Source organism: Sphingomonas sp. KC8, assembly GCF_002151445.1.
Taxonomy (GTDB): Bacteria; Pseudomonadota; Alphaproteobacteria; order Sphingomonadales; family Sphingomonadaceae; genus Sphingomonas_E.
On the sequence record NZ_CP016306.1, the window covers coordinates 1,090,900 to 1,103,576 of the forward strand.

Sequence of the window (12,677 nt, forward strand, 5' to 3'; positions counted from 1 at the left end):
CTTCTCAGGCCCATGACACGGGATTCGGTGCTGCACCTCGAAAGCGTCAGGAAATCCTATGGTGGGATGGCCAATCCGATTCCGGTTCTGAAGGACATCGGCTTCTCGATCCCTGAAGGCGATTTTTGTGCCATTCTCGGTCCATCCGGTTCGGGCAAGAGCACGCTGCTCAATATTATCGGCCTGCTCGATCATCCGGATGACGGCCAGGTGCTGCTGGATGGTCGGGCCGTGGATTTCACGTCGCCCACCCAATCTGCCCGGCTACGCAACGAGTTGATCGGCTTCGTTTTCCAGTCGTTTCAACTGCTCCCTCGCCTCAGTGCATGGGAGAATGTGGCGCTCCCTTTGCTCTATCGCGGCGTTCCCCGCACACAGCGCCGTGAACCCGCGCTTGCCATGCTGGGCCGGGTCGGCCTTGCCGAACGGGCGGACCATCGCCCGTCGGAACTGTCCGGGGGGCAATGCCAGCGCGTCGCGCTTGCCCGGGCGCTGATCGGCGAGCCCAAGCTGATCCTGGCCGACGAGCCGACCGGCAGCCTCGACAGCGGCACCTCCGCCGAAATGATCGACTTGCTGCGCGATCTCAATCATCGCCTCGGCATGACGATCGTCATGGTCACGCACGATCGCAGCGTGGCCGAACGGTGCGATCGCCGGATCGAACTGCTCGACGGGCATATCATCGCCGACAGCCGCTCGGGCTGATCATGCGGGTTTACTCCGCACGGTCTTCTGGCGGTCGGTAAGGCGGCAGATTTGGCACGGGAACCGGATCAACGAAGTCCGGTGCAGCCGGCGCCTGCCGGAGTTGCTGCGGCGTCGTACATCCGCCCAGCAGCAGACATGCCACCAGACCCATCACAAGATTTCGCATCGATCCGCCCCGTCCCCGCTTATCCCATGGAATAGTGACGTAATATCACCCGCCTTCGCAAGGGGGCAGCAGTTGCGGGCAGCCTTAAGGGCAGTCAGCCAGCCCGCCGCTCCAGCGCGATCTCGCGCTCCACGTTGATCGCGTCCAGAAAAGCCCGGTCATGACTGACCACCAGCAAGGCCCCGTCATATCCCACCAACGCCGCCTCCAGCACCTCTATCGATTCAATGTCCAGATGGTTGGTCGGTTCGTCGAGCAGCAGTAATTGCGGCGGATTCATGCCTGCCAGCACACAGGCCAGCCCCGCGCGCAATCGTTCGCCACCGCTCAACGTGCCGACAAGTTTCGATGCATCGCGATTGCGGAACGCAAAGCGCGCGCACGCTGCGCGCATGTCCTGTTCGCCAAGACCCGGATGGATACGGCGGAAATTATCCAGAACAGAGGATAGCGGGTCGAGCAAGCCGACATGCTGATCCAGCAACGCCAGCCGGCCCTCCGCACGCCGCACCTGCCCGTGGCTCGGCGCTGCCAGCCCCATTGCGACCCGCAACAGACTGGTCTTTCCCGCGCCATTCGCCCCGGTAATCGCCACACGCTCCGGTCCCCGGATGGCAAACGTCCATGGACCGATCGTACGGCCGCCTTCCAGATGCAACATCACCCGGTCGAATGCCAGCACCTCGCGATTGCCCGGCAGGCCGACAGGAGGCAAAGCGATGGTAAGCGGCGTTGCCACCTCAACGGCGGCCCGCGCAACATCCAGCCGGATGGCTGCATCACCCACCAGTCGTGCAGCCAGATGATTGGCGCGCGCGGCCGTGTTTTCGGCGCGCTCAGCCTCACCGCCAAGGAATATCCGGCTTTCGGTGCCTTTGGCCCGCCACGCCCGGCCATTCCCGTCACTGCGTGCCTTTCTCTCACGCTGGCGCTGGACGGCGTGCTCGGCATTGCGCAACGCGGTGTCGGCCTGGTCCAGTTCGGCGGCGATCCTTGTGCGCTCAGCCGTGCGCGCTTCCTCATAGGCCGACCAGCCACCACCAAAAATCCGGCACGCCGGCCGCGCCAGTTCAATGATCCGGTCCACGCCTTCCAGCAAGGCCCGATCATGGCTGGCGACCAGCACACCGCCACGCCACCGGGCGAGCAACGCGCCAATCGCCGCGCGTCCATCAGCATCGAGATTGTTGGTCGGTTCATCCAGCAACAGCAGGTCCGGTGCCTCGATCAGCAGCCGCGCCATCGCTACGCGGGTACGCTCTCCACCGCTCAGTGACGCTATCTGGCGATCGAGCGCCAGTCCCGGCAAGGCGACCTCCGCCAGGGCATCGCCGATCCGGCTCTCCAGCGTCCAGTCCGCCTCGACAAAATCGTCGCTGGAACCATCCCCGGCGATGATGCGATGCAATCGCGCCATACCGGCCCTGACGCCCAGCACCTCCGCCACGCTCAGCGTATCTGTCCAGCCCTGCATCAGCAGGCCAATGCGCCCCGTACACGCCACACGCCCGGCTGCGGGTGCTACTTCACCTGTAACAATCCGCAGCAGCGTCGATTTGCCCGAACCGTTACGACCGACCAGCCCAATACGGTCAGCGCCCAGCGCAAAGGTTAAATTGTCGAAAAGTGGCGTGCCGTCAGGCGTTGCGGCGGCGACGGAATCCAGTGTGAGAAAGGCAGGCATTGATCACCATGGGACAAGAGAAAGCAAACGGTTGCGCGTTCTGCTTCCAGTTGTTCACGATGGCGTCTCCTCACTTTTGCTGCACTGCAATCTGGCCTCTGCGGGCGGCATTGGCAACCCCCAGCCCGCACTTCGGCCGGACGGACAACCGGAAGCGCCTTAATATTGCTTCGAATATCGCAGCGTCACCGATGGCCCGACAGCGCCGCCAGCCTGGCTGAGGATGCTGAGCGCGCGGCTGAGCGCGATGGTGAGTTGCGTTTGCGTGAAGCCTTTGGTGTCGCTCACCACTTCGACATAGATGTTCTTGGATATGTACTTGCCAGCCGCAAGCGATGTGCCCCGCCCGGCGGCATCATCCGCGCCCAGCACGCGCAGGCGATCAAGTCCGGTCGCACCGCGCAGTTTGCCAACCGGATTCAGGCCGCCGCCGCCGCCGCGCAGCGCATTCAATGCGGCGGCAAGCTGCACCGCCTGAACCGGCGACAACGAACTCAATTCGGCCCCGAATAACAGCCGGGACAACACTTCGTCCTGCGGCAAGGTTGGTGACGAGGTGAAAACGAACTGCGGATGCATCGCCGTTCCGCCGATCTGGATGATGGCGGACACGTTATCGATTTCGGTGCTGGCGCGGATGTCCAGATCGGGATCGAACAACGGGCCATTGAAACGAATGACGCTCGCATCGTCGAGTTGCAGTTCACGGCCGGAAAAACTGTACGTCCCCCGCACCACCTGCAGCCGGCCGATTACCGTGGGCGCGCCCGCCGTGCCGCTGATCCGCATATTAGTACGCCATTCGGATTCCAGGCCCATGCCCGACACGTAAAGCTGGTTATCCGCACGCACTTTGATGTCGAGTTTCCAGTTGCTGGGCGCAGGGCCTTGCGCCACCGTTGGTGGTGGCGCGCCTTTACGGCGCACGCCGGTCAGTTCGACAATCTGGGCGCTGTCATCGCGCACAATTTCATACCGCGCCTCATGCAGGCGCAGATCCCCCCTGATCAGGCCACCAGCAGCTTCGGAACTTGTGACACCGACGGTGCCGGAAACGCTGGCCCCCAACGCATCGGACTGCGCAAGCTGGGCATGATCCAGCGTGGCGTTGATATCGATCGGATAGCCGCTGGCTGCATCGAAACCGATTGTCCCTGATGCCCGCAACGAACCCTTGCCCGCCTTGCCCGCCATGCTGACGAGTTGGAATTGCGACTGGCTGAACCGGCCGTCGATCGCAATACTGGTGATGGTCGTGCCGACCGCCTGATTTTCATAGCGAAGCTGGTTTGCGCGCACCACGCCGTTCAATTGCGGCGCATCCAGCCGCCCGGAGAAATCCGCGCCAATTGCAACCGGGCCGGACACGGTTTGCCCGCTGATACCGGTCATCGTCCATAACACTTCGGCCGGGCCGTTATAGCGGATACCCCCCGAAAGCGGGGCAGCCATCAACCGTTCGGACCAGTGCACTCCACCCGCAACCGGCCCGAGCCGTGCGTTGACCCGTCCCACCGTAGTCCCGCCGCGCCGGATCAAGGCACGGATATCACCCCCCGCATCACCCAGCGTGCCGAGCATCGCGATATCGACGGGATCGGATACCACAAGCGCGCCCGTACGCGTGAAACCGGCAATATCGATACGCGCGCGCGCCTCGGGCAGGGCTTCCCCGCGCATCGTGAAATCCACCGTTCCGGTCGCCTTGCCTCCCAGCCCCAGCGTCGGTGCATATGCCTGCGCGATCGACAGATCGACGCCGTTCAGTTTCGCACGCACTTCGGTTCGCGCGCCATAACGGCCGGCCAGTTCCACCTGTCCCTGCGGAAGCCGGATCGTCGCAGGCTGAAGGATATAATCCGCCCCGTCCTGCGTCACCACTGCCGGCTGGGCTAAGCTGAACGCGATGCCGTTGGCCGATCCCCTGGCATTCGCGACGATCCGCCCCGGCGCGAAGGCTGCCTGCCCGGCCACATCGAACGGCACGCCACTGGATCCCGCAACAATGAAACCGGCCTTGCCGCGCCCAGCCTGGTAATCAACTTTGCCGCGCGCCGAACGGATCAGCAATGCGCCCTGCCGCACATCGGCCAGTGCGGCGGAACCGTTGAGCATCGGCCCGGCCGGCAGCATGACCAGCGTTCCTTTTATCACGCCCGATCCGATGGTGATCGGCGGCTTGCCGGGCAGTTCGGCGGCGGCGGCGATCAGGTTGAAATCCGCCTTCTGGTTCGGCCCTGCAGCCGCGAGCACCGCCTGCCCGTTCAGGCCCGATCCGGCAATCCGCAACGTCCCCGCAAATGGACCCGCCGCCATCTGGGTGATGGTGCCCTGTGCATCGACGCCTGCGACCAGCAATTTGCGCACATCGATGTTCAGCGGGCCTGTACCGCTGCGGATCAATATATCGGCGGCAAACGGGCCATAATCCGATCCGCCGGTGGCCTGTACCGCGTAGCCGCCGGCCGATCCCGTCAGGATCGCGTTCAGATCAACAAGGCCGATGCCCACGCCCGGATGCGTCGCCGTCAGGGTTACGACCGGTCGTTCCACGGTCCCGGCGGCCCGAACGCTGGCCGGACCATAGTTGCGGGACCACGCCTGCGCACGAAAACGGATCGCGCCACTGGCCAGGTCATAACCGCCGTCACCACTCACTATACGGAAATCGGGCGCCGTCATGTGCAGGTTGGACAGGGTGGCGCCGGCCTTCGGATCATAACCGATATTGGCGGTGATCACCGCATTTCCACCGAGTTGGCCGGCGATACTCGCATTGGTCAGCTTGCGCGTCAGCAGGGTCACATTCCCCTTCACGCCAAACCCACCACCCGCAACCGTTACCAGCTTTGCATCGGTCGTAAGGTCGATACGGCCAAGCCCGGTTACGTCATAATCGTTCACCCGCCCCTTCAACGCGCCGGTATATGTACCGCGCGCCGGATCGGCGAGAATGAGCGCGGTCGCGTCGATCTTGTCGGATCGCAATCGCAGATTGTCGGACAGCCATTGTCCACCGGCGAACGCCAGGTCGCCATCGACCCGCAAATTCGTGACAAGCCCGCCCGCTGCGGCATTTAGCCCAGTCACCCGTCGCGCCGCGGCGCGGATCGGCACGAGGATCCGTTCGGCATCTATCACCGCTTGGCCTTCGGCGGTCAGCGCCTCCACGCCTGTCGCCCCGAAAGCGAGCTGAGCCGCCGACAGCTTGTATGCGATCTCGGGCGTTGCAAACCGGCCATCAATCGCAGCCATCAACACCAGATCACGACCGCTGACATTCGCCGCGATCGCGCCGGGCTTGAGCAGGCGTGCATCGATCCGGAAATCTTGAAACCGGTTCGCGCCGAAATCCACCTGCCCCTGTGCGCTCAGGGTGAAGGCTTCGGAGGTGAAGCGCAATTTGGTGTCGGCCCGACGCTCGTTCAGCACTGCGATCGCGTCCACTTGCAGGTCTGGCTGGAACAGTTGCGCGATCGGCCCCGTTGCCAGTTCCGCCGGCCGGACAGCGCCGAGCACGCGGAAGGTGCCGTCACGTCCGGTCAGCGCGAGATCGGCAAGCGGCTTGCCACCCAGCATGCCCCTGATGCGTCCATCCCACGCGGTCCAGTCGCCACGTCCGTCGATTGTAAGGCCTGTCGACTGGCCCAGCTTCGCATAGCGATCGACCAGGCCGCCCGCCGGCGCATCGATCTTCGCATCGATCAGCAGACGATTGTCATCAGGCACAGCATCCAGCTTCAGGTGCAATTTGTCGCCGCCAGCAACGCCTGGGGCGATCAACGTCGCGGCATCTGCCAGTATCTGCGCGCGCCGGTCGGCGATCAGGGCGTTGCCCGCGATCCGCACGATATGCCGGCGTCCCGTCACCGGCGGTTCAACGATGAAGCGATCGATCCGTAATTGACCCAAAACCAGGTCGATATCGGGAATGATCGGTGCGTCCGGATCAGCGGGTACGGGTTTCAGTTCGGGCAGGCGCAACAAACGCATCGCATCCGCCGTTGCCGATCGCACATCGATCTTGGCATGCAGATAGGCAAAGGGCCGCCAATCGACCGCAATGGCCGGGGATGTCAGAAATACCCCTTTGGGATCGCGCAGTTCTACGCCCCGCAGGGTCATGCGCCCATAAAGCGACCCGTCGATCGACTGCACCCGGACGTTGATACCGGATTCGGTGGAAAACGCAGCGATCCGGTCAACAACGAAACGCTTTCCGGGGCCGCTATTCAATCCCAGCAGGATGGCGCCCGTCAGCAGAACCAACCCGGCCAGCCCGGCCGCCAGCCATCGAACGATACGCCAGCCCAAAGGGCGGTCAATCGTCCTGCTTTCCACATCGGCCATCAGAATGCCTGCCCGATCGAGATATAGAGCGCCACGCGGGATTCCCCCGGCTGCCGGTTGATCGGCGTAGCGATGTCCAGCCGCATCGGCCCGAAATTGGTATAATAACGTCCGCCGATGCCAGCGCCGTAGCGCATGGCCGACAGGCTTGGCGTGGAACCCTGCCCCAGCCGTCCGGCATCAATGAACGGAACGATCCCGAAATTGCCGAAACGGTAGCGCGCCTCCAGCGCGAATTCGACGGAGGAAAGGCCCCCCGTCGGATTGTTCTGCGCATCTTTCGGTCCAAGCTGTTGATACCCAAACCCGCGCACCGACCCGCCACCACCGACATAGATACGGCGCGAGGGTGCGATATCGTCCAGCGACGCGCCGCTGATCGAACTCACCAGCGCCCGCCCGGCCAAAATCAGGGAGTTGCTGATCGGATAATAGCCCGTGGCCTGGCCCGTCAGGCGGCCATAAGCGTGGAGCTTGCCTTGTAGCGAGGATTCGGGGCTGGCCCGTGCGATCAGGCGATAACCCTTCGTCGGATTCAGCAGATCATCCGACCGGTCATATTGAAGCTGCAACGGCAGCGCACCGATGAGATAGGTCCGGCGGGGCCGATCGCCATCCGCTGTCAGCGCTGCACCCTTTTCATTGGTGCCGATAATCTCCGCACCATAAGACCAAGTCCATCGCTTCTGCCACAAAGGCGTGCTCTGGCGGGACCAGTTGACGCCGACATTCACCGTATTGGCCTGATAAGCGTCGAAATTGGTCCGGCTGAAACCGCCGCCGATCTGGAAGGTGCGGTCACGCCGCCCGGCATTGGCGCGGCGGAACGTAACATTGGCGGCTTGCTCCAGCGTCCCGCCGATCGCCGTTACCGTCAGCGAACCTTCGGGCGGAAACAGATTGCGGTGCGTCCAGCTGGCTTCCGCCTTGATGCCTTGGCCCGTGCCATAGCCAGCGGATCCTGACAGGCTGCGCCATGGCCCCTTGCGCTGGGTTACTTCAAGATCAACGATTTCGGAACCGTCGGCGGCACTGATCCCGGTCGCGATCGGCTCAACGGCGACAGTGGAAAAAATGCGGTCGCCACCAGTGCCTGCCGCAGGTCATCGGCCATCCGCGCATCATAGAGATCGCCGCGCCTGAACCGTGGAAAGATGGACAGATGGTCGACATCGAAGATCGCCGTCCCTTTGGTGCGAAGGCCGCCGAACGTGGACCGCGGGCCAGCCTCAACCGGCAGGCTGTAATCACCGGCGTGGGTAGCATCGTCCAGCAAGATGCTCCGCTGGCCAACCTTGGCGAACGGATAGCCATGCTGCGGCAACGCCAGCACGATCTGGGCTTCGCCCGCCTCCACAGCAATCGACCGGATCGGATCACCGGTTTTGAGCGACAGCGCCTCACGCGCCAGCGCCGCTGGCTCCATGGCAGCGCCGGTTATCGCGATGCTCCCGAACCGGTAACGCGGCCCCGGTGTCGCGCTGATCGTTACCGCGACTTCACCGCCCTGCTCCGGCGCCGTCGCCACAGTGGACGATGCGATGCCATCATAATATCCTTCTGACCGCAGCAGCCGTTCGGCCAGCGCGACATCGTTCGTGGCACGGGCGGACACCTGCGCGCCATTGGCGGCCTGCCTGTTGCCGGTCGCCAGCGCCGAAAGGCTGCGAAACTCGTCATCCAGCCCGACCGGCTTCAGCCCCTCCACTGTCAGTGTGTAGCGGATGCGCGCCGGATCATCCGACGGCATTTTCGCATTGCCGGTGTCCGGCGTGGCATCAAAACCACCGAGCGGCGGCAGCGGCTGGGCAATCTCCGCTTCATCCACCAGCGGCGGCAGTTCGGACGGCGTGGAATTCGCAACGGACGCCGGTGCTTCAACAGCCTCCAACGGCGGAAGCGCCGCGTCAAACTCAGGATCGGTCGCCGGGTCGATCGCGGCACCCGTCATGTTCGATAGCGTCGCATCCTGTGGCTGGGCATTCGCCACGGACACAAGCTGTCCGAAGGTCACCGCCGCCGTGGCGCAGGACCGCCAAAGCAGGCTACGAACGCTTCGCATGGCTACCTGCCCGTCCTGTTTGTCCGATCGCACTCTACGCTCTGCCCCCATGCCTTACGCATCGCCACGCCCGCGATCTGTTCAAACGTTGGCTGATGATCCCGGTTCCTCAATCATTTACGCACTTGATACATGTCTGGCCATCGCACCAGCCCGTCATCGATCCAATGGTGGTGGCAGCCAAAGCATCGGGCACGCCCGATCACTTGCCATCTGCCGCGCGCCAGGCGCTTGGCGTCATGCCTGTCCAGCCCATGAATGCGCGGCGGAAAGTGGCGACATCGGCATATTGCAGGCGCGATGCCACCTCCCGAACCGTCAGGCTTGTGCCCGCCAGCATCGTCAGCGCCAATTCCCGTCGGCACTGCGTGCGTACCGACACCAATGACGCTCCTTCGCGCGCCAGCCGGCGGCGCAAAGTGGCCGGCGTCAGGCCGAACATGCGGGCCAGGGCAACCGTATTGGGCACCGCCTCGCCCATCGACAAAGCGCCCCGCATGGCGGCCTTGAGCCGCTGCGCCAATGTCTCCGTGCCATAGTCCGGCGGCAGCAGATCGAACGGAAACAGCGCGAACAACCCATCGACTTCTGTCGGTTTCCTGGCAATCGGCCAATCCAGATAATGTTCGGCGAAGGAAAAACTGTCCTGACGCTCTTCAAAACGCGGATGGATACTGAACAGATCGTTCAGCCCGGCCTCTTGCAGCATGTCCGGATAGGCCAGGGTCACGTCGATCAGGGGCACTTCCTCGCCAATCACCCAACCGAGAATGCGATGATAGGATGCAAGCGAGAATAAGGAGATGAGAAACTCGGCAAGGCTCACCTCCCGGGTTCTCCGGTCGAGCGCGAAACGGACGGCGTGACCATTCTTCGTGACCGCCCACTGCGCGGATCGCTCACCCAGCATCGCATAAAAATCCGTCATCACGACCACTGCCTCGCGCAATGTCGTACAGCCGAGCATCGCCAGCAGCAGGATGCGATGGTTCCGCACCGGGAAGGGTTGCAAACGGTTCTTGCGGCAACTTTCGGCATGCAGCGCGAGCACGCAATCCGCGGCCAGTTGCGCAAAGGCTGCGCGCGGGATCAGCATCGCCCGGCCATCGCGGGCCGCCCCCTCGATCAGGCCCAGCCCTGATCGTCGCAGCACGCCCCGCACGTCCCCGCCGATTTCGGCCAATGTATCCAGCAACACAATCATCGCGGATGCTGGAACGAACCGGGGCGATGTCACCGCACTGTGTCGCATGGGGCGCCCTTATGAACCGCTTTCGTCCGATCATTAGCAGGGGTGCGCAGTAATGCATGCCATTTTGCGCGCTAATGCCTCCCTTCCGTCAGCGCCCTGCCCCTATGCCGGTCGCAAATAATCTGGAGGGGAAATATCGTGACAAACGGATTTTGGGGTCCCGTCGCGGGCATCGCGTGCCTTGCTGCTGGCCAGGCCCATGCACAGGCCACGGCCGAGGCCTCCGGCGGCCTCGAAGATATTATCGTGACCGCACAAAAACGCAGTGAAAACCTGCAGGAAACGCCCTTGGCGGTCAGCGCACTGACGGCGGAAACGATCGAACGCCGCGGGATCACCGACGTATCGTCGCTAACGGCGGCGGCGCCCAATCTGACCGTCACGGTTACCGGCGCATCCACATCTAACATTGCGCTTTTCATTCGCGGCATCGGTGAATCCGAAACGATCCTGACGGTGGACTCCCCGGTCGGCCTCTATGTGGACGGCATCGTCCTCGGTCGCAGTTCGGGTGCGGTGTTCGATCTGGTCGATCTGGAACGGGTGGAAGTTTTGCGCGGTCCGCAAGGCACGCTCTACGGACGCAACACCACCGGCGGCGCGGTGAACCTGATTTCCAAACGGCCGTCAGACCATTTCGGCGCCGATTTCCTGCTCAGCTATGGCAATCTCGACGCGATCCAGATGAAGGGCAGCGTCGATACCGGGCAATGGGGCGACAGCGGCATCAGCGCACGCCTGTCCTACCTGCACAAGCAGCGCAACGGCTATGCCGATAACATACTCGCCCGCGATGCCCGCGACCCCGGTGCCTATAATGTCGATGCCTTCCGCATCGCGCTGCGCTACGACAAGGGCGGCCCGGTACGGTTGAACTATGCCTATGATTTCAACGATCGGCGCAGCGTGGGCAATCCCATGCAACTGGCGGTGGCCCGCCCCGATATCCTCGCTTATGCCAGTGCATCGGCGGCGCTCGGTGGCGCGCCACTGCAGATTTCCCGTGATCGGCTCAATTCGCTGCGGCTGGATGCGGATGGCCCGATCAAGGATCGCGTCACCGGCCACGCGCTAAACGCCGAAATTGATCTTGGCGATAACCTGCTGCTCCGTTCGCTCACCGGTCATCGGCGCTGGACCAATCGCGTGGTCAACGATCAGGACGGCAATGGCGGCCTGGTTGGTTTCGTAGTCGATCCGGGGCTGCTGGCCGGCGGCCCGTTCGTGCCGCTGGGCGTACAGCCGATCAGCCTGTTCAACCTGACGTTCGAACGCAGCCAGCGGCAATGGACCCAGGAAATCAACCTGATCGGCAAGATCGGTGACAGCATCGATTTCGTCCTCGGGGGCTTCTATTTCCACGAAGTCGCGCATGAGGAAAATCCCACCTTCCTTACCTACATCCTGCCTTCGCCCGCCCCGATCGAGGCCGCGCCCGGCGTGTTTGTCGATTCGTTCGGTGTCAATCTGGCCAGCAATTTCAGCTACAAGTTCAAATCCCAGTCGAAGGCGCTGTTCGGACAAGCCACCGCCCGGTTGAGTGATCGGCTGAGCGCCACGGCCGGGTTACGCTACACCCGCGACGATCGCGAACTGCGCCAGCGCGAACCATATACGCGCGATCTCGACCGCAGCTTCGAAAAACTGAACTGGGCCGCGACGCTGGATTATCGCTGGAACGACGACGTGATGACGTACGCGCGCGTTGCCACCGGTTACAAAGCCGGCGGATTCAACGCGCGATCGCAGAATGAAGGGTTCGATCCGGAAAATCTGACATCATATGAAGTCGGCGTGAAAAGCGAATTGTTCGACCGCCACCTGCGCTTCAACCTGACCGTATTCCATGCCGACCATCGCGACGTACAGGTCGGCCAGTTCCTGGCGGGGTCGGGCGGATCGGTCGGCATTACCGTCAATGCGGGCAAGGCCCGATATAACGGCATCGAAGCCGAATGGACCGCGTTGCTTGGCGAACGCCTGACGATCAATGGCAATTTCGGCTATGTCGATCGCAAATATAAAAGCTTTATCATTCGCGACCCCGCAACGGACCAACTGATCGATATCGCCCGCAGCGCCCGGTTCATTTATTCTGCGGGCACCACCGCCAATGTCGGCGCGGAATATCGGTTTGGCGATCTGGGCATCGGCACGCTGTCGGCACGCCTCGATTATTCCTATCGCAGCCGCACCTATTTCCATTCGACGACGATCCTGAACCCGTTCAACAATGACTTGTCGGACGGCAAGGTCGGCCTGCTCGATGGGCGCATCACTTTGGCGGACCTGCAATGGGGCGGCGGCAAGGCGCAACTGTCCGGTTGGGCGCGCAATATCACCAACAAGGATTATCTGCTGGGCGCGGTCGACTTCGGCTCGCTGGGTTTCGGCACGGTCGGTTACGCCCAACCCCGCACCTACGGCATCGATCTGCGGCTGAGTTTCTGAT

7 protein-coding genes are annotated in these 12,677 nt (G+C 63.0%); 2 read left to right on the top strand and 5 right to left on the bottom strand.

All coding sequences use genetic code 11. The annotated features are described in order from the left end of the window. Positions 1-12 precede the first annotated feature (12 nt). The gene (locus KC8_RS05160) at positions 13-708 is read left to right on the top strand and encodes an ABC transporter ATP-binding protein (protein WP_010123478.1); all 696 of its coding nucleotides are present in this window, start codon (positions 13-15) and stop codon (positions 706-708) included. A 263-nt stretch (positions 709-971) separates the two neighbouring features. Here the strand turns inward: KC8_RS05160 and KC8_RS05165 are convergent, their stop codons facing one another. The 5 genes from KC8_RS05165 to KC8_RS05180 form a co-directional block, all read right to left on the bottom strand. After that, complete coding sequence (locus KC8_RS05165) at positions 972-2,561, bottom strand: ABC-F family ATP-binding cassette domain-containing protein (RefSeq protein WP_010123479.1); 1,590 nt, start codon at positions 2,559-2,561, stop codon at positions 972-974. 159 nt (positions 2,562-2,720) lie between these two features. Beyond that, positions 2,721-6,911 carry a translocation/assembly module TamB domain-containing protein gene (locus KC8_RS05170; RefSeq protein WP_010123480.1) on the bottom strand — a complete coding sequence of 1,397 codons (4,191 nt, stop codon included), beginning with the start codon at positions 6,909-6,911 and terminating at the stop codon, positions 2,721-2,723. Further along, a complete protein-coding gene (locus KC8_RS20220) occupies positions 6,911-7,987 on the bottom strand; it encodes an autotransporter assembly complex protein TamA (protein WP_308733447.1) in 1,077 nt (358 codons plus the stop codon). Before KC8_RS20220 ends, KC8_RS05170 begins: the two co-directional genes overlap by 1 nt. After that, positions 7,906-8,973, bottom strand: a complete 1,068-nt coding sequence (locus KC8_RS20225; protein WP_232455626.1) for a hypothetical protein — start codon at positions 8,971-8,973, stop codon at positions 7,906-7,908. Before KC8_RS20225 ends, KC8_RS20220 begins: the two co-directional genes overlap by 82 nt. 202 nt (positions 8,974-9,175) lie before the next feature. Further along, positions 9,176-10,177, bottom strand: a complete 1,002-nt coding sequence (locus tag KC8_RS05180; RefSeq protein ID WP_010123481.1) for an AraC family transcriptional regulator — start codon at positions 10,175-10,177, stop codon at positions 9,176-9,178. Positions 10,178-10,363: 186 nt separating this feature from the next. Here KC8_RS05180 and KC8_RS05185 point away from each other — a divergent pair, with 186 nt between their 5' ends. Continuing rightward, positions 10,364-12,676, top strand: coding sequence for a TonB-dependent receptor (locus tag KC8_RS05185; protein ID WP_010123482.1), 2,313 nt, complete (start codon positions 10,364-10,366; stop codon positions 12,674-12,676). The last annotated feature ends 1 nt before the right edge of the window (position 12,677 follow it).

What these genes read in the sequence shown, in the direction of transcription:
- KC8_RS05165 (WP_010123479.1), bottom strand. Translation starts at nt 2,561, where the DNA reads ATGCCTGCCTTTCTCACACTGGATTCCGTCGCCGCCGCAACGCCTGAC.
- KC8_RS05180 (WP_010123481.1), bottom strand. Translation starts at nt 10,177, where the DNA reads ATGATTGTGTTGCTGGATACATTGGCCGAAATCGGCGGGGACGTGCGG.
- KC8_RS05170 (WP_010123480.1), bottom strand. Translation starts at nt 6,911, where the DNA reads ATGGCCGATGTGGAAAGCAGGACGATTGACCGCCCTTTGGGCTGGCGT.
- KC8_RS20225 (WP_232455626.1), bottom strand. Translation starts at nt 8,973, where the DNA reads ATGCGAAGCGTTCGTAGCCTGCTTTGGCGGTCCTGCGCCACGGCGGCG.
- KC8_RS05160 (WP_010123478.1), top strand. Translation starts at nt 13, where the DNA reads ATGACACGGGATTCGGTGCTGCACCTCGAAAGCGTCAGGAAATCCTAT.